This window comes from Geothrix oryzae (genome assembly GCF_030295385.1).
Lineage (GTDB): Bacteria > Acidobacteriota > Holophagae > Holophagales > Holophagaceae > Geothrix > Geothrix oryzae.
Map to the genome: position 1 here is coordinate 963913 of NZ_AP027079.1, position 16039 is coordinate 979951.

14 protein-coding genes and 1 other RNA gene are annotated in these 16039 nt (G+C 69.4%); 8 read left to right on the top strand and 7 right to left on the bottom strand.

Going from position 1 to position 16039, the window contains the following annotated elements; translation table 11 throughout:
* Window positions 1-13 precede the first annotated feature (13 nt).
* Window positions 14-667: a hypothetical protein gene (locus QUD34_RS04395; RefSeq protein WP_286355385.1), complete on the top strand. Its 654-nt coding sequence runs from the start codon at window positions 14-16 to the stop codon at window positions 665-667.
* 66 nt (window positions 668-733) lie between these two features.
* Here QUD34_RS04395 and QUD34_RS04400 read toward each other — a convergent pair whose 3' ends face one another.
* The 3 genes from QUD34_RS04400 to QUD34_RS04410 form a co-directional block, all read right to left on the bottom strand.
* A complete protein-coding gene (locus QUD34_RS04400) occupies window positions 734-1594 on the bottom strand; it encodes a hypothetical protein (RefSeq protein WP_286355386.1) in 861 nt (286 codons plus the stop codon).
* Window positions 1595-1625: 31 nt separating this feature from the next.
* Window positions 1626-2633 (bottom strand): hypothetical protein, encoded by a 1008-nt coding sequence (locus tag QUD34_RS04405; RefSeq protein ID WP_286355387.1) that lies wholly within the window; start codon window positions 2631-2633, stop codon window positions 1626-1628.
* Between the two features lie 82 nt (window positions 2634-2715).
* Window positions 2716-4575: an ABC-F family ATP-binding cassette domain-containing protein gene (locus QUD34_RS04410; protein ID WP_286355388.1), complete on the bottom strand. Its 1860-nt coding sequence runs from the start codon at window positions 4573-4575 to the stop codon at window positions 2716-2718.
* A 139-nt stretch (window positions 4576-4714) separates the two neighbouring features.
* On the opposite strand from QUD34_RS04410, the gene QUD34_RS04415 reads away from it, so the two are divergent.
* The gene (locus QUD34_RS04415; RefSeq protein WP_286355389.1) at window positions 4715-5218 is read left to right on the top strand and encodes a MarR family winged helix-turn-helix transcriptional regulator; all 504 of its coding nucleotides are present in this window, start codon (window positions 4715-4717) and stop codon (window positions 5216-5218) included.
* Here the strand turns inward: QUD34_RS04415 and QUD34_RS04420 are convergent.
* Together QUD34_RS04420 and QUD34_RS04425 are read right to left on the bottom strand one after the other, a co-directional pair.
* Window positions 5211-6965 (bottom strand): transglutaminase domain-containing protein, encoded by a 1755-nt coding sequence (locus QUD34_RS04420; RefSeq protein ID WP_286355390.1) that lies wholly within the window; start codon window positions 6963-6965, stop codon window positions 5211-5213. The genes QUD34_RS04415 and QUD34_RS04420 overlap by 8 nt on opposite strands.
* Window positions 6966-7005: 40 nt before the next feature.
* Window positions 7006-7470 carry a Spy/CpxP family protein refolding chaperone gene (locus QUD34_RS04425; protein ID WP_286355391.1) on the bottom strand — a complete coding sequence of 155 codons (465 nt, stop codon included), beginning with the start codon at window positions 7468-7470 and terminating at the stop codon, window positions 7006-7008.
* Between the two features lie 87 nt (window positions 7471-7557).
* Between QUD34_RS04425 and recO the strand changes: the two genes are divergently transcribed.
* The 6 genes from recO (at window position 7558) to QUD34_RS04455 (ending at window position 14598) form a co-directional block, all read left to right on the top strand.
* A complete protein-coding gene (recO, locus tag QUD34_RS04430; protein ID WP_286355392.1) occupies window positions 7558-8295 on the top strand; it encodes a DNA repair protein RecO in 738 nt (245 codons plus the stop codon).
* A 65-nt stretch (window positions 8296-8360) separates the two neighbouring features.
* Window positions 8361-10943 carry a coiled-coil domain-containing protein gene (locus QUD34_RS04435; RefSeq protein WP_286355393.1) on the top strand — a complete coding sequence of 861 codons (2583 nt, stop codon included), beginning with the start codon at window positions 8361-8363 and terminating at the stop codon, window positions 10941-10943.
* A 205-nt stretch (window positions 10944-11148) separates the two neighbouring features.
* Window positions 11149-11907 (top strand): energy transducer TonB, encoded by a 759-nt coding sequence (locus QUD34_RS04440; protein ID WP_286355394.1) that lies wholly within the window; start codon window positions 11149-11151, stop codon window positions 11905-11907.
* A 9-nt stretch (window positions 11908-11916) separates the two neighbouring features.
* Window positions 11917-12279: RNase P RNA component class A (gene rnpB, locus QUD34_RS04445), an RNA gene on the top strand.
* A 381-nt stretch (window positions 12280-12660) separates the two neighbouring features.
* Window positions 12661-13419, top strand: coding sequence for a GNAT family N-acetyltransferase (locus QUD34_RS04450; RefSeq protein ID WP_286355395.1), 759 nt, complete (start codon window positions 12661-12663; stop codon window positions 13417-13419).
* A 24-nt stretch (window positions 13420-13443) separates the two neighbouring features.
* A complete protein-coding gene (locus QUD34_RS04455; RefSeq protein ID WP_286355396.1) occupies window positions 13444-14598 on the top strand; it encodes an MFS transporter in 1155 nt (384 codons plus the stop codon).
* Here the strand turns inward: QUD34_RS04455 and QUD34_RS04460 are convergent.
* Window positions 14588-15304, bottom strand: coding sequence for a class I SAM-dependent methyltransferase (locus QUD34_RS04460; RefSeq protein WP_286355397.1), 717 nt, complete (start codon window positions 15302-15304; stop codon window positions 14588-14590). The two genes, QUD34_RS04455 and QUD34_RS04460, sit on opposite strands and share 11 nt — an antisense overlap.
* Window positions 15305-15397: 93 nt before the next feature.
* A complete protein-coding gene (locus tag QUD34_RS04465; protein WP_286355398.1) occupies window positions 15398-15949 on the bottom strand; it encodes a hypothetical protein in 552 nt (183 codons plus the stop codon).
* Window positions 15950-16039: the final 90 nt, after the last annotated feature.

Below are 16039 nucleotides of genomic sequence, written 5' to 3' on the forward strand. Positions count from 1 at the left end.
CCCTGGAGGCCCCATGCGCCGCTCCGCCCCGCTGCTCCTGCTCCCCCTGCTCCTTGCTTCGGGAGCCACCCTCTCGGCCCAGAGCCCGCACATCGGGTTCAGCCTGAACCTGCTCTTCCCCACGGGGGACTTCGCCAGCCAGACCTACCCCGCCTACTTCAGCCCCAGCGCCGGCCGCGTCATCGCCCCCCAGAAGGAGACCTACGATGTGGGCCTGGGCGGCAGCTTCACGGTCAGCTTCCCCGTGGACCGCAGCCTGGCGATCCGCCTGAACCTCAGCGGGTCGGCGGAAAACGGCACCAACCGGGCCCCGGGCGAAACCAGCATCAACCTCCGCCACTCGCAGTTCAACCTGGGGGGCGACCTGCAGATCTTCCCCCAGGGCACGGCCTTCCGGCACCGCGGGCTCTATTTCGTGGCCGGTCTTTCCGCGGACTTCGAGCAGTTCGACCGCAGCTTCGGCGATCCGCTGTACGACTACACGGACACCACGCGCAAGAGCCGCATGGGCGGCTCGCTGGGCCTCGGCCACAGCTTCGGCTACGACGCGGGGATGCGGTTCACCCTGGAAGCCACCTTCCACAAGACCCTCACCAGCCACGATGTCGCCGCCGGCGATCCTCCGGCCACCGACTTCGTGAAGGTGGGGTTCGGCTTCGTCTTCTGAGGAGCCTCCGGTTCACGAAAAAGCGGCCCCGCGGGGCCGCTTTTTCGTGGGAACAAGGCCGGGGGGTCAGCCTTTCTTCTTGGGGGCGGACTTCCGCTTCTTCGCGGGTTTCGCCGGTTCGGGCGCCTCGTCCTTGCCCAGGAGGCCGCTCACCAGCCGGGCGACATCCTTGTTGGCCGGGTCGAGCTTCTGGAGGCGGCGGGCGTAGGTGAGCCGTTCGGATTGAGGCCGGGCATCGTCGGCCTTCACCTGCTCGAGCTTCTCGGCCACGAAGCGGGTGGTGCCGCCGGCCTCGGCCATCTCGGCCTTCTCCTTGGCGAGAAAGGCCTGCCAGTCGGTCGCGGCCTTGGCCGTGCCGTCCTTGGTCTGGCGCAGCCGGGTCAGGATGCCCTCGATGTCCTTCAGGGCCCGCTCGCTGTGGGCGATGGCGGCCTTCTGCTCATCCATGAAGATCTTCAGCTGCTGGCGGACCTTCATCTGCTCCTGGGACAGCCCGGGCGCCTCTTCGAGCTCTTTGAGGCGGGGGGCCTGCTTGGCCATGGCGTCCTGGAACTCGCGGAGCTTGAGCTCATGCTCCATGCGGGTCTTGGCCAGCAGGGGCTCAGCGGTGTGGAGGTTCTCCTCCGCCACCGCCTGGGCCTTCTGCAGGTGGACGACCGCGTCCTCCCAACTGCCCTCGGCCACGCAGGCGCGGGCCGCCAGGCTGCGCAGGGCCACCAGGGCGTGCATGTCGTTGTAGTCCGAGGGATTCACGGTGAGGCCTTCACGGCCCAGGAGGGCCTCGACGCCCCGGCGCACGGTGGGGGCATCGCCCCGTTCCAGCTGGATTTCCCAGGGGCCCCTCACCTCCTTGAAGCGGTCGGTGAGGTTCTGGGCGCCCAGGCTCGTGGCCAGGGCGCAGGCAAGCAGGAAACCGAGGCGGCTCATGGACGCTCCTTCCAGGTGGGGTTCGGCGCGATCACTTCTTCTTCGCGCTGCCCTTCTTCGCGCCCTTGGCTTCCTTCACGAAGGGCTCCTTGCCCTGCTTCAGGTTGTCCAGGGCCTTCTGGGCGCCCGCGTTGCCGGGATCGAGCACCAGCAGGCGGTTGAGGAAGGCCGCCTGGGCCTGGGAGCCGTTGAGCTTGGTGACATTCTCGGGGTTGCGAAGCACCGCATCGACCCAGTTCTTCTTGCCGACGATCTTCACCTTCTTGATCACCTGCTCGGTGTTGAACTTGGTGATCTCGTCGTTCTGGCTGGCCAGGACCTCCTTGGACTTGGCGGCAGCCTCCTCCGCGGCCTTCAGCAGGCCGTCGGCCTCCTTGCGGTTCTCGGCGAGCACCTTGGTGATCTTGGGGGCATTGCCGAGGTTCTGCTTGTGGACGGGCAGGGCCGCGGCGATCTGATCGAGCTCCTGCTGCTCCTGGGGCGCCTTGGCGATCCGCGCCTTGAGTTCTTCCATGGCCTTGGCATCCAGCTTCTTCGTCTTGGCGTTCACCGCGGCCACATCCTCCTGAAGGGCGTTCAGGCTGGCCTGCAGCTCCTGCTGGCGGGACGCGTTCTTGGTGAGGTAGTCCTGGGAGTCCTTGGCGGCCTTCTCCCACTGGGCGGCGATGGGGGCCTGAGCCTTGTCCAGGTCGGCGCGGATGGCCTGGGCGGCCTTGACCCGCTTCTGCTGGATCTCCACGGCCTTCTCCCACTGGCCGGATTCGGCGGCCACATTGGCCCAGAGGCGATAGAGGGACATGAGGCCCTGGGCGTTGTCCAGGCTCAGGCCGATGGTCTGGAGGTTCGCGCCGTTGAAGGCGGGCCGCTCGGCGGGAACCAGGGTCTCCATCTTCGCCAGCGCTTCCTGGGCCTGGAAGGTCTTGAGCATCTGGTTGATGCCGGGCAGCTCGGTGTTGAACCGCTGGGCGAGATCGGCGCTGGTGGGGGCCTGGGCGACCAGTGCCACGGCGGAGAAAAGAACGATAGGCATCGGGCGCATGGCCACTCCACAAAAAAGTCCAGGTCCCAGGGTAGCGAAAAGGCCCCCGAACCGCCCGGTCCGAGGAAAACTTGTGATGGGATCAGGCCCCCCCGCGCTTCTCCTCCAGATCCAGCCATTCCAGTTCAAGGACTTCCTGCTCGGCCCGGACCGCCTCCCGGTCCCGGAGGGCCTGGTGGCCGGGGCCATCGGAGGCCAGGAAGGCCGAGGGATCCGCCAGGCAGGCGTCCACGGTGGCCAGCCGGGCGTGGAGGGCATCCAGGGCCGCCTCCACCTCCGCGAGCCGCCGCTGTTCCTTCTGGGACAGACCGGGCTTCCGGGGCCGGGGCGAATCGGCCTTGGCGGCCGGCCTGGAGGCCTCGGCCTTCACGGGTTCCTGAGCCGCCGCCCGGGCCTCCCGGAGGCTCCGCACCGTGGAGGGGGCTCCCTCGTACAGCTCCCACCGCGGCGTTCCTGCGGGGTTCCAGGCCAGGGTGTGCGTGGCCACCTGGTCGAGGAAGAAGCGGTCGTGGCTCACCAGCAGCAGGGTGCCGCCGAAGCCGAGCAGGGCCTCTTCGAGGTTCTGGAGGGTGGGGATGTCCAGATCGTTCGTGGGTTCGTCCAGCACCAGCAGGTCCGCGGGGCTGAGCATGGCCTTGGCCAGCAGGAGGCGGTTGCGCTCGCCGCCGCTGAGGGTGGCGGCGGGCCGGGCCTGCTGGTCCACGGGGAAGCCGAACCGGGTGAGATAGACATGGGCCAGGACGGTGCCGTTGCCGGTGTCCACCAGCGCGGCCCGATCCGCGAGGTTGTCGAGGATGCTGCGGGCGCCGTCCAGCTCGCCCCGCCCCTGGGAGATGGTGGTGGCGGCCATTTTCGGGTGCCGGACCACTTCGCCGGCCGTGGCCTCCAGCTCCCCGAGCAGCACCTTGAGGAGGGTGGATTTCCCGCAGCCGTTGGGGCCCAGCAGGGCGATGCGCATGCCGCGCTGCAGAGAGAGGTCCAGGCCGCCCAGCAGCTCGGCCCCTCCGGGGTAGGCGAAGCGCAGGCCCTCGGCGCGGATCAGGGCATCGCTCCGGTTCCCGCCGGCGGCGAAGGTCAGGCCCTGCCGGATCTCCAGGCGGGTGCGGTCCTCCACCGTGTCCTTCAGATCCAGGACCTCCTGGATGCGGAGCTTGGACTTGCGGGTGCGGGCCTTGGCCCCGCGGCGCAGCCAGGCCATCTCGCGGCGCAGGCGGTTCTGCATGTGCTCGGTGAGGCGCGATTCCCGGAACTCCCGGTCGGACTTCTCCAGCAGGTAGTCGCTGTAGCCTCCTTCATAGCTGCGGAGGGCACCGTCCTCCAGCTCCAGCATCCGGGTGGCCACGGCGTCCAGCAGGTGGCGGTCGTGGGTGATGAGGAGCAGGGCGCCTTCATAGGCCTGGAGCCAGGCCTCGAGCCGCTCCACCTGGTCCGGGTCCAGGTGGTTGGTGGGCTCGTCGAGCACCAGCACATCGGGTTCCTTGAGCCAAGCCTGGGCCAGGGCCACCCGCTTGCGCCAGCCGCCGGACAGGGATTCCACCTCCGCGTCCAGGTCGTCCAGGTTCCAGACGGTGGCCGCGGCCTTGAGGCGGGGGGTCAGATCCCAGCCCCAGCGCTCGAGGTGGTGCTCAACGCTTTGCAATTCGTCAAGAAGACGGGCCTCGGCCGCCCCGGAGGCGCCGTGGAGGGTCTCGTGGATCTGCTGGTGGCGGGCCAGGAGGAGCGAATGGTCCGCCAGGGACGCTTCCAGAGCCTGCCGGACCGTGGCTCCCGGGGCGAAATGGGGTTCCTGGCTCAGCCGCGCCACCCGCAGTCCCTGGGTGAGGACCACCTCGCCGGAATCCGGCGCCTCGTCGTTCGAAAGCAGGCGGAAGAGCGTGCTCTTCCCCGCGCCGTTGCGGCCGATGAGTCCAACTTTCTCGCCCTGGAAGAGACCGAGGCTCAATCCATCCAAGATGGCTGTCGCGCCATATCGTTTCGTGACATTGATCAAACTCAGGGCGATGGACGGCAAGAAAGGCTCCTCGGACCTTTCAGATTCCCATAGTTGGAGTGATCCTTGGCGCGAAGATGCCGAGGAATCCATGACGCTACAGGAAGAACTCCAGTTGTCGAAGCTCCCGCCCCCGGGGGTCCAGCTGATGCTTCAGCTGATGCTCACGCGAGAGGCGGTGGTCCGGGTCCAGGAGCGGCTCTTCGAGGCGCATGGCCTCACCATCCAGCAATACAATGTCCTGCGCATCGTCCGCGGCGGCCCGGTGAAGGGCCATCCGATCTACGAGATCGAGGGGCGCATGATCTACCGGTTCGCCAATGTGACGCGGCTGGTGGATCGGCTTGAGGTGCAGGGCCTTCTGAAGCGCGTGGCGGATCCCAAGGATCGCCGCGTGAGCCGGGTAGTCATCACCCCGAAGGGCCGTCGCCTCATGGAGCGCCTGGATGAGCCCGTCGAGTCTCTCTCCACCTCCATCACCAGCTGCTGCGACGAGTCGGAATGCCTGGCCATGGCCGACCAGCTGGAGCGCCTGCGGGAGCACTGTCAGCAGCAGGACGGCATGCCGGAAGCCCTGGTGGGCGCCGTCAACTGACCTTGACCATCAACCGATCCAGGAGGGTGTAGGCGGTTCCTTCCGCGACGCCGTCCAGGCGCAGCCAGTGGCCGCCACCCAGGTTCATCCAGAGCCGCCGCTCTGAGGGGTTCCACCAGCCTTCGCGGAGGGTGCGGGGGCCCGCCAGCTTCTGGGCGCCCTTCAGCTGGGCCGAAGTCGGCCGCGGGGTGGCCTCGACCGTCCAGGCGCCCAAGGCCAGGACCCCCTTCCTCAGGCTCCACTGTACGCCCGGAAACCGCAGCTGGCTGCCATCCGGGGCGGTGACCTGATCGCCTTCGATGCGGATGCCGGCGCCCCAGGAGGCCGGGCCGTCCTTTTCGGGCACCCAGCGGAGGCTGGAAAAGGCCATGGCCGCGCCTTCCCAGCCCACGGTGCCGAGGTCAGCAAGGTCCGTGTCGCCGAGCTTGATGCGGAGGGCCGAGGCCGGCGCCTGGTCGAAGGTGGGGTCCACGGGGACCCAGCGGTCCTGGAGCTTCACCTCCACCCAGAAGTGCAACCCCAGGGTCTCGCCCAGGCCCACCCATCCCGTGACGCCGCGGGCCGGCACGCCCAGGCGCCGCAGGAGCGCCACCGCCAGCACGCCGTGTTCCGTGCAGTCCCCCCGGGGCGTGCGACAGACTTCCAGCGCCGAGGCGAAGCCCACGGTGAAGTCCTTGTCGGTGATCCACTCGAAGACGAAGCCAGTCACCCGCTTCGCCAAGTCCCACCGGGACAGGCCCGGGGGCAGGGCCAGGCGCTGGAGCAGGCCGTCGAAGGCGGGGTCGCGGAACGGCACCAGGGGACTCGGCGCCAGGTAGCGGGCCTCCTCCGCGGTAGGGGGCCCGGTCACCGGTCGCTGAGCCGCCTCGCGGGGATCGGGAGCTGCGGCGCGCCGCAGGCGCCAGCGGCCGCCGGGCAGGCGCTGCTGCTGGGCATCCTGGGGCAGGTCGGGTGGGGTCCCCTCCGCTTTCAGTGTCGATTCCCGCAGCCAGGGCTGAAAGGGGTGCGGCGGCAGGGTCTGGAGGGTGCGCTCGAAGAACCCTTCCAGCCCTTTGGCCAGAGGCGCCGGAGGGGGCAGTTCCGCCCGCTGCATGAGGAGGGTGAGGCCGCCCATCTCAGTCTTCTGACACAACTCGCCGGCGGTCGGGGAGATCCAGGTTTCCACGGGCGAGGTCGCGGTGCCTTGGGTCTCCTGGCCCTTGAAGCGCACGGCATCCGGGAAGCCGGGCAGGGGGTCCGGCCCCACCGGTTCCAGGCTGAGGGTGCCCCACTGCTGGACGGGGAAGGAGAAGGTCGTGGCCGTCACGGGGCGGCGCAGGCGGGCGGCCTCCATCAGGCGCGCCTCGAGGTCCTCGGGCCAGAGGATGGCCCCGGCGGGGACCTCCTTCTGCAGCGCCGCCCCATTCACGGGGTGGAGGCGGAGGATTCCGGGGGTCGCCGGCGACCATTCGGCTCGACCCTCGAAGGGGTCCTTGGAGAGCTGGAGCCGCCAGGTGAAGGTGATGGCCCCGTCGGCGGCCCGCCGGGCGGTCTGATCCACCTCCTGGCGGATCTCCTCCCCCAGGCGGGCCAGGACCATCCACTCGCGGCTGCGGACTTCGCGGAGGCCGACCGTGATGCGGGTCTGCTGGGAGGCTCCGCCCACTTCCTGACCGCCCACCCACTGGCGGAAGTTCCGCAGGGGCGCCTCCTGGGCGAGAAGGACGATTCCGCTGAGGGCCACCACGAGAAGGGGGGATGCGCGCATCCCCCCAGTCTATCGGCCGGATGGCCCCGGAAGGCCCGCTTCAGCCGGCCATGCCGGCGGCCCTGCGCAGGTGGTGCATGCGCTCGCGCCGGTGGGCCTGGGCGGTGCCGCGCAGGTCGGCGGCCTTGGCCCGCTGCTCCGGGGTGAGGACGGCATCGACTTCCTGGCGGATCGAGCGGCCCGCCAGCATCATCTCGAAGCGCGCCGCCGAGGCCTTGTCGTGCAGGGTCCGCAGCTGGGCCTCGGGGGTGGCGGCGTCGCGGAAGGCCGCCTGGAGGGCCGTCTGGGCCAGGCGCACGGCTTCGCGGCGGGCGGTCATGTCAGGGCGGTGCTTTTCGTGGATGGCCTGGATGCTGGTCTTCTGGGCCTCGGTCAGGTCCAGGACACGGGCCATGCGCCCGCCCCGCGGGCCGGAACCGGGGCCGGGCATCTCGAGACCAGGCTGGGCCAGGAGGGGGAGCGCGCTGAGGGCGAGGACCGCAAGGGATCGGGTCAGGGGGGTCATGGGCTTCTCCTTCGAGGCGGTCATCGGCAGCCTCGTCATGAGAGACACCGGCGGAGCGGCGAGGTTGAATCCGGGCAGACTGGAAAGGTGATCCGTACCTGCGCTGCGATCGTCCTCAAAGCGGTGCCCTTTTCTGAGGGCGGGGCGGTGGTGTCCTTTCTGTCCGAGCACGGGGAGCGGCTCAAGGGTCTGGCCAAGGGCGTGAAGAAGCCCACGGCCAAGTGGGTGGCGGCCTTCGAGCCCCTGGGCATGGTGCGGGTGAGCTTCTTCGGGAAGGAGCAGACTGAGCTGAAGCGGGTCACCCGCTGCGAGCTGGCCTTCAGTCCCCTGACCCTGGGCCACCTGGAGTCCAGCCTGGTGATGGCCTGCCTGGCCGATCTCTTCGACCGCGTGGCCCGGGAAGGCGTGGAGGACGACCGGCTCTACCGCCTGCTGAGCGCTTGCGGACGGGCGCTCAAGGCCGACCCGGACAACGCCCTGGGCATCCTGGCCTATGCGGAGCACTGGCTGCTTCACTGCATGGGCCTGCTTCCCCACCCGCGGATCTGCGGGCGCTGCGGGAACGAGGCGGCTCCGCTCGCCCTGCTCAGCCCGGACCAGGGCTGGTGCTGCACGGCCTGCACGCCGGTGGATCGAACCGAGGCCCTGCCGCCTGGAAGCCGCGAGCACCTTCGGCGCCTGCGGGCCGGGGGCGCCGAGACGGCTCCCCGGGTGGAGGCCGCCGACGAGGCCCAGACCGCCGTGACGGCCCTGCTCCGGGCCCGGCTCCTCCAGGAGCTCGGCGGGGGGCTCCGCAGCTACGATGTGCTCTGGCAGGCGCTCTGAGGGGCCTGCGCGCCCGTGACCGGACCAAACTTGGCCCTGGAACGGCCCGTGCCGATGGGGCTTCCATGGCTTTGAGGACGGGCATGGGTCAGAACGGCTCCTTCTGGAAACGCATCGTGGCCCGTCGCTGGACGGCGGATGCGGCCATGCTTCCGATCCTGGGCCTCGTGGCCTACCTGCTGTTCCGGGCCTCGGCCTCGCTGCGGCCCGCCGAGGGGGCCGCCCTGATGATGGTGGCCGTGGGGTTGATCCTCCTGGGGCGCCGCTGGTTCTTCTGGTACCGGGATCTGGTCCCGGATGGGTTCATCGCCGACTGGGCCCACCTGATCCTCCAGGGGGACCGGACGCCCCACGCCCCTCCCCCGGGGCTCCACGAGGAGGCGAGGCTGGCCGCCACCGCCTTGAACGCCCTGATCGAGGACTGCCTCCGGACCCGGAGGGACCTGGAGCAGCTCCAGCAGGCGGTCGGGCGGGAGTGGCGGGACCTGGACGACCTGCTGGGGCAGGCCCACCGGCAGCTTGCGGATGAGGCGGAAGCGCGGGATTCCGCGCGGGAGCGGCTGGAGACCTTCGGGCGGGACCTCAAGCGCAGCATTGAGGGGCCTCTCCGGTTCGATCAGATCGAGCTGAACTACCGGCTCCGCCTGGACCAGCATCGCCTCCAGGGGCAGGCCTTCCGGACCTCGCTGGAACAGGCGCAGGGGGGACTGGATCAGTTCGAGAACCTGCTGGAGGAACTCCAGGATTCGTTTCCCCGCCTGCGCCGGGAGGAGGATGCCCTCGGCCGGCTGGCGGACGCCAGCATCCGCCAGGGCGCCCGGCTGAGCCTGGCGGTGAAGGGGCTGGTGGCCCACACGCCGCGGCTTCTGGAAGAGACCAAGGCCCGGACCGACCAGCTTCAACAGTTCCGGAAGTCGGCGGATGGGGTGCGCGATCAGGCCGAGGCCCTGGCGCGGCGGATCGATGCCTTCCGGGACGAGTCCCAGCAGCGGATCCGGTCGTTCGGAGGGGCGCAGGGATCCCTCCGGATCATCGACCAGGCGGCCCAGCAGACCGGGCTCCTGGCCGTGAATGCGGCGATCCTGGCCCAGCAGGGTGGCGGCGGGGCCGGAATGCAGGCCATCGGCGGACGCCTGCGCAGCCTGGCGGAGCAGACTTCGGGCGGGGCCTCGAACCTGGAGCGCGCCCTGGACCAGCATCAGCTGGAACTGGAACGGGAGAACACCGGCCTCTGGGACCTCCAGGAGGTGACCCAGCACCTGCGTTCCGGCATCCAGGAACTGCTGCGGGTGGCCGGACATCTGGATCAGCAGGGCCAGGACATGGAGCGGGCCCTGGAGACCCACCTCGGGCTGGTGGACCAGGTGCGCCAGACGGCGGATCGGGCCGAGCTTTCCCTCCACGAGGTGCGTGAGCGCTCGGCGGCGATCGAAGCGGCCCTGGAGCGACAGTGGGGCGTGGAGGCGAAGGTGTTCCCGGAGCGGGAACGCCTGGCCCGGATCGCCCACCACCTGGCCGAGGTGGGCGACGAATTCGCCCGCGTCAGCCAGCAGAACATCGACGAGACCTGGCACATCCTCATCGGCCACCAGGAGATCCGGCGCAGCGAGGCCTACCTCCAGATCGCCTCGGGCGGGTTGCCTGGCCTTCTCGGCTCGACGGATCAACCGGAATCGCCCGGGAACCGGCTCGTCTGGGCCCGGACCCAGCGTCACCCGCGTCTCCTGGTCGGATCCGGCTCTCAGCTGCCCATGGGGCGCCGGGACGAATCCGGTGAGGTGCGCCTGCGGCTGATGGGGCTGGATGCGCTGGACCGGCCGGAACCTTCGGCCGTGGAAGCGTGGTCCTGCGATGCGGATGCGCGGGTGTGGAGCCTGAGGCTGATCGAGCCGCTGAGGACCGAAGACCATCGGCTCTCCCTGCTGGAAACCCTCAAGGAAAGCCCTCTGGTGGCCTGCCTTCCGGGGCTCGATCTGCGGATCTCCCCCGAGGGTGCCGACATCCTTCTGGCCACGCCCTATCCGGGATTTCCCGTATTCCTGGGCGGGCTCCGGCTCGAGATGCCGGTCGAAGCGGAGGCCTGGACTCAGGGCTTCCGGGAGATCGAACCCCGGGCCCCGTTCCACCAGCAGCTGATTTGGATCGGCCCCGAAGTGCACCCGGAGCTGCGGCAGGGCCTCATGCGCCTGATCCACCACTGGGTGCGCGACGATCACCGGCACGAGAGCTTCATGCCTTGGCTGCCTTACGAAGGGAACCGTCCCCCTTGTCCCTGGCTCTCCGAGGGCGAGGTGACGGACCGTCTCGAGGGCTGGCCCGGGATCCGCTGCCTGGGCGTCGACGCCGATCCGACCCTCCTGCATCCCCTCAGAGACCGCCTGATCCAGGCGGGCGCCGTGGAAGGAGCGGAGGGTGCCGTGCTCTGTGCCATGGGGCTCGCCCACGCCCATCCCGAGGCCCTGCTCCTGAGGCTCTTCCAGGCCGACCTGGAGCTGGCCGGGGCCTTCCATCCCGAGCTGGTCCCCTTCCAATCGCGGCTTCGCGATGAGGTGCTGGCCGCGGAATCGAGCGATCCCTATCGCGCGGCCTGGCAGCTCCTGGAGGACCTGCAGCGGAAGGGGTGGGCCCTTCCGCTGCCATCCGCATGACGCGCCTGTGACGGGCGGATCTGCTGAATGTTTCCGGTGGGGTTGACAGCCGCGCTGCGCTGCCGATACCTGATTCAAGCGATCTTTGGACCCCCTCCAGACGGTGTGTGATCCAGGGCCCGGGATTGCCGCCAACCGATGTCCACCCCCAGCGGTGGCCGTTGGATCTGCGGGAGGCCACGGAACGCCACCCACAGGAGATGTCATGTTCCCTTTCGCGTTCCCGCGCGGCCAGGGGCCTGCCTACGCGGACCTGCCGCCCACCCTTCAGCCCTGCGCCATCGCGGCCTCGGCACCCCCTTCCGAGTATCGGCTTGCGGCGACCCTGTCCGGGCTGGTCTACCTCCTGATCGGAGGCGCGGCCCTGGCGCTGGCGTCTCTCGCGCCCGCCGCCATCCTGCAAGTGAACCGCCCCACGAAACCCGAGCGGATCATCGAGTTCGAGGGGCCGCGAATGCCGCGGTTCGTCGAGCACCGGCTCCCCGCATCCGGGGGCTCGGGTGGAGGCCTCGCCCTGCCCACGGCCCCGGCTGTGGCGGCGCCCCGCGTGGATCCTGAGGTCCCCGCGGCAAGCCTGCCCACGGAGAATCATCGCGGGGATCTTCCGGCAGGGGGGCCCGGGCGCGCCGATTCCCCGGCCCAGCCTAACGGATCGGCCCAGCCGATGGGAATGGCCAGCCCCGGGATTCGCGACTTCACCATGGTCGGGTTGACGGAGCTTCGTCGCGTGGAGCCGGTGTACCCGGACTTCGCCCGCCGCGCGCGCATCCAGGGCTCGGTGGTCCTCTCGATGACGGTGGACGACCAGGGCTTGCCGATCCAGGTGCAGGTACTGGAAGGCCCCCAGGCCCTCCACGAGGCCGCCCTGCAGGCGGCGCGGCAGTGGCGCTTCGAGCCGGCCCGGATCGATGGCCGGTCCGTGGCCGCCCGCTTCAAGCTCACCTTGAACTTCCGGCTGAGGTGATACCGTGAAGGCGTGGGTCAGGGCGTCGCTGTCCGCAAGGGCAGAGGAAAGTCCGGGCTCCGCAGGGTGCTGGGCCTGGTAACGCCAGGGCGGGGTGACCCGACGGACAGTGCAACAGAGAACAGACCGCCGATGGATCCTCGGATCACAGGTAAGGGTGAAACGGTGGGGTAAGAGCCCACCGCCGGACTGGCAACAGGACGGGCATGGTAAACCCCCCAGGGAGCAAGACCAAATAGGCCGGCGCACCGCGCAAGCGGCGAGGGTTGACCCGACCGAGCCGGCGGGTAGGTCGCACGAGGTGGGTGGTGACATTCATCCCAGAGGAATGACGCTCCACGACAGAACCCGGCTTACCGATCCACCACGGCCTCCGCAAGGGGGCCGTGCTCAATATCCTCCGGGGGTCCCCCCCGCAACGCATGCGTTGCGGGGATCTAAGGGCGCGCTGCGCGCACACCCCCGGACCCCCGCGCTCAGCCCGGCGAAGCCGTGCCTCGCTTTGTCCTGCTTTCGGGGTTAGGCGTGGTGCTGACAAGGGGGACTGGGCGAAGTGCGGGGGCTGTTTCACGCCTCTTTGATTGGAGTAGGCTGGTTTCCTCTCTGGATAGGCCTCTGATTCGTTCCTCCCATCGCCATCCCCGCACGCCTGGAACGGGCGCTGGAGTCGTGCGCCCCGGCTGACGCAAGGGCGTGGCACCCCGCAGGGCCGCCATCGCCGCGGCCGGATGAATCTGTTTCCCGGAGATGCCCATGTTCCATGACCTACCCAGCCTGGCCCGCCGTCTCGAGAGTGCCCAGGCCCGTCAGAACGAGCGTTTCAACCAGGCCGCCGGTGGCCGCAGCCTCCCGGTGGGCGGCGGCTTCGCCCATGTCCGCGGCCCGGGCCATCCGCTGAATCAGGCGTTGGGTCTGATCGATCCGATCACCGAGGCAGACCTCGACGCCATCGAATCCTTTCTCGGCACGCCGACGGTGCTGGAGCTGAGCCCCGGCGCCGATCCCGATCTATGGCCCCTGCTCGCCCGGCGGGGCTATCGCCTGCAACAGTTCCAGCAGCTGTGGATCCGCTCCCTGGCCGGGGTGGAGGAGGCTCCGCCACCATCGGAGGTCCGCCGGGCAGAGCTCGGGGAGGCCGGCTCCTACAACCGGATCGTGGCGGCGGGGTTCATGGATCAGGACGATTGGCGCGGTCTGGTCCCTCCCTTCGAGGTCTCTCTCGCGGTCCCGGATGCCTGGGGGTTCCTGGCCATCGTGGATGGAGAGCCCGCGGGGGGCGGCATGCTCGGGATCGTCGACGGCGTGGCCCTTCTGTCGGGCGACGCCGTGATCCCCTCCTTCCGGGGCCGGGGCCTGCAGAAGGCGCTCATCCGGGCCCGCCTGGCCTTTGCGCAAGGGCGCGGCTGCGACCTTGCCTGCGCCTCCACGGCGCCGGGAACGGCCAGCCAGCGTTCGTACGAAGCCTGTGGCTTCCGCGTGGGCTATCCCAAGGTGGAGATGGCCCGGGACTGATCGGCGCGATGCGATAGTGGGGGGATGCGTCGCCCCGCACCCCCCACTGCCGCGCTCCTCGTGACGGCCCTCGCCTTCCATGTGGACATGCTCCTCTACTACCTGCTGGTGCCCCTTCTGCCGCGGTATGCCCGGGAGCTGCAGCTCAACCAGATGGAGGTGGGGATTCTCTTCGGCAGCTACGCCGTGGCGCTGCTGCTGGCGACTTTTCCCGTGGCTCTGCTCACGGACCGCTACGGCCGCCGCCGCCCCATGCTCTGGGGCCTGGCGGGACTGATGGTCACGACGCTGGTATTCGCGGTGTCGAAGCAGTACTGGCTGCTGGTGCTGGCGCGCTTCCTCCAGGGCGTCGCCGGCGCGGCGACCTGGCTGCCGGGCATGGCCCTGCTGGCGGATCACTTCCCGGCCGAGTCCCGGGGCAAGGCCATGGGCACGGCCTTCGCCGCCGCGAATCTCGGGGTGCTGATCGGGCCTCCGCTCTCGGGTTTCCTCGATCAGCATGGCGGTCCCTCCACGCCTTTCCTGCTGGGCGCGGTCCTGGTGGGCCTGGACGCGGCGGGCCGGGCCTTCCTGCTGCCGGTGACGGAACCGGCAAGAGGCCCGAGACTCCCTTTTCGACAGTTGCTGTCCAACCGAACCATCCGGGTCTTCGCCGGTGCCATGGCGCTGGGCTCCTGCCTGTGGGCCCTCCTGGAATCCACCCTGCCGCTGGATTTCGATCGCAGGCTGGGCCAGTCCCCGACGCAGATCGGCCTCTGTTTCGCGGGGGCGGCCGTGGCGCATACCCTCACCTCACCCTTGATGGGCCGTTTGTCCGACCGCATCGGCCGGGCCCGGGTGTTGCGCGTGGGGCTGATCCTGGTGGCGATCCTGCTGCCCCTTCCTGCCCTGCTGCCCCGGTCCTGGATGGTGGTGGTGGCCATGATGGGACTGGGCAGCACGGCAAGCTTCATCATGAGCCCCTGCAGTCCCGCCGTGGCGGACCAGGTGGAGCGGCTGGGGAGCCAGAGCTTCGCCTCGGCCTTCTCCATCCTGAACCTGGCCTACTCCGTGGGCATGATGGTGGGCCCTCTGGTGGGAGGAGCCCTGGTACAGGGTTTGGGGCTGGCCTGGGCCTTGAGTCTGTCCGGCCTCGGCTTTGCCGCCTACCTGCTGGCCATGAAGGGCGTCAAGGCCTGACGGCCCGGTAGATCCACCGCTCGGCCGCGGCGTCCCAGGGGCGTCCATCCAGGCCGCCATAGGCCTCGATGGCGCGGAAGCCGGCCTGCGCGAGACATGCCTGGACCTCGGCATCCGTGGGAATCCAAATGTCGTGGCGGAAGGCCTGGCCCTGGCAGCGTCGCTCGGTGAGGATGCGCCGGTGGTCGGGGCTCCAGGTGGCGCGCTCCTGGTAGCCCTCGTGGGGAAAGTCCAGCCAGTAGCCTTCCACTTCCGCCACGGAGGAGCGCAGGAAGTCCCGGCCCACCAGATCCAGGAGCAGGGCACCGCCGGGGCGCAGGACCCGGGCGGCTTCCGACAGCTGGCGGAGGTTCTCCTCCTCCGTGGCGAAGTAGCCCCAGCTTGTGAACGCGCAGAAGACGCCATCGGCGCAGCCGCCGCGGAAGGGGAGGTTCCGGAGGTCCAGGCGGGCCAAGGGCGCGGGGTGTTCCTCGGCGTGGCGGCGCAGGTTGAGGGTGCTCAGGTCGCCTCCGACCACCTCCAGGCCCCGGGCCTTCAGGTGGGGATGGAGGCGGCCCCAGCCGCAGGGCAGGTCCAGCACGCGGCTCCCGGCCGGGAGATCCAGCAGGGCCGCGAGCGCAGGGCCTTCCAGGGCGGCATCGGCCGCCTTGTCCGCGTAGATCTGGAAATAGGCGGGGTGATCGAAATCCCAGGCGAACCAGTCCATGGAACGAGTGTGGCAGGGCGCCCGGACCCTTCGGAGGAAACAAGCAGAAGCCCGGCTCAGCCGGGCTTCTGCGCGGGGCACCCTCGGAGAGGATTACTCCTCGTCGGACTCCGCCTTCACCAGCTTCACCGTGGGAGGCACCTGGGGCGTATTCACCATGCCCTTCCATACATAGCGTGTGCCCCGCTTCTGGCCGCTCTTGGTGATGAGCTTGGCTTCCTCCAGTTCCGTGAACAGGCGGCGAAGCGTGGCCGGCGCCCAGTCGCAATCCTTGAGGTCCAGGGCCACCTGGGCCTCGAAGCTGCTGAGGGAACCCTGGTCCTGGAGCTTCTGCATCAGGCCCTGTTTCAGATCCTCCAGCTCGGGTTTGGAACGGCGGGCCTTGGTCTTGAAGCCGGTGGGCTCGGCGGCCGCCACCGGGGCGGCGGGCTTGGCCGCGATCGGCGCAGGAGCCTGGACCCGGGCGGGAACCTCAGCCTGGACCAGCAGGCCATCCAGATAGATGTCGCCTCGCTCGGGCCGGAACATCACCACCACGGAGCCGGGTGCGAGGCCTTCCTGCTGAAGGGTGGTAATGATCCGCTCGCCGATGCGGGTTTCCTGTTCCGGCGAGAGGTTGGGGGACTGGATAATGACGACGGCCATGGCGGCTCCATTATGTATACGATGAATTCATCATACCCTTTCTTTTTTCAGCAGTAAAATGCGATTAGCCGGGTGGACCGGATAGACTTC

What these genes read in the sequence shown, in the direction of transcription:
- QUD34_RS04405 (WP_286355387.1), bottom strand. Translation starts at nt 2,633, where the DNA reads ATGCGCCCGATGCCTATCGTTCTTTTCTCCGCCGTGGCACTGGTCGCC.
- QUD34_RS04465 (WP_286355398.1), bottom strand. Translation starts at nt 15,949, where the DNA reads ATGGCCGTCGTCATTATCCAGTCCCCCAACCTCTCGCCGGAACAGGAA.
- QUD34_RS04400 (WP_286355386.1), bottom strand. Translation starts at nt 1,594, where the DNA reads ATGAGCCGCCTCGGTTTCCTGCTTGCCTGCGCCCTGGCCACGAGCCTG.
- QUD34_RS04450 (WP_286355395.1), top strand. Translation starts at nt 12,661, where the DNA reads ATGTTCCATGACCTACCCAGCCTGGCCCGCCGTCTCGAGAGTGCCCAG.
- QUD34_RS04395 (WP_286355385.1), top strand. Translation starts at nt 14, where the DNA reads ATGCGCCGCTCCGCCCCGCTGCTCCTGCTCCCCCTGCTCCTTGCTTCG.
- QUD34_RS04440 (WP_286355394.1), top strand. Translation starts at nt 11,149, where the DNA reads ATGTTCCCTTTCGCGTTCCCGCGCGGCCAGGGGCCTGCCTACGCGGAC.
- QUD34_RS04435 (WP_286355393.1), top strand. Translation starts at nt 8,361, where the DNA reads ATGGCTTTGAGGACGGGCATGGGTCAGAACGGCTCCTTCTGGAAACGC.
- QUD34_RS04455 (WP_286355396.1), top strand. Translation starts at nt 13,444, where the DNA reads ATGCGTCGCCCCGCACCCCCCACTGCCGCGCTCCTCGTGACGGCCCTC.
- QUD34_RS04460 (WP_286355397.1), bottom strand. Translation starts at nt 15,304, where the DNA reads ATGGACTGGTTCGCCTGGGATTTCGATCACCCCGCCTATTTCCAGATC.
- QUD34_RS04425 (WP_286355391.1), bottom strand. Translation starts at nt 7,470, where the DNA reads ATGACCCCCCTGACCCGATCCCTTGCGGTCCTCGCCCTCAGCGCGCTC.
- QUD34_RS04415 (WP_286355389.1), top strand. Translation starts at nt 4,715, where the DNA reads ATGACGCTACAGGAAGAACTCCAGTTGTCGAAGCTCCCGCCCCCGGGG.
- QUD34_RS04420 (WP_286355390.1), bottom strand. Translation starts at nt 6,965, where the DNA reads ATGCGCGCATCCCCCCTTCTCGTGGTGGCCCTCAGCGGAATCGTCCTT.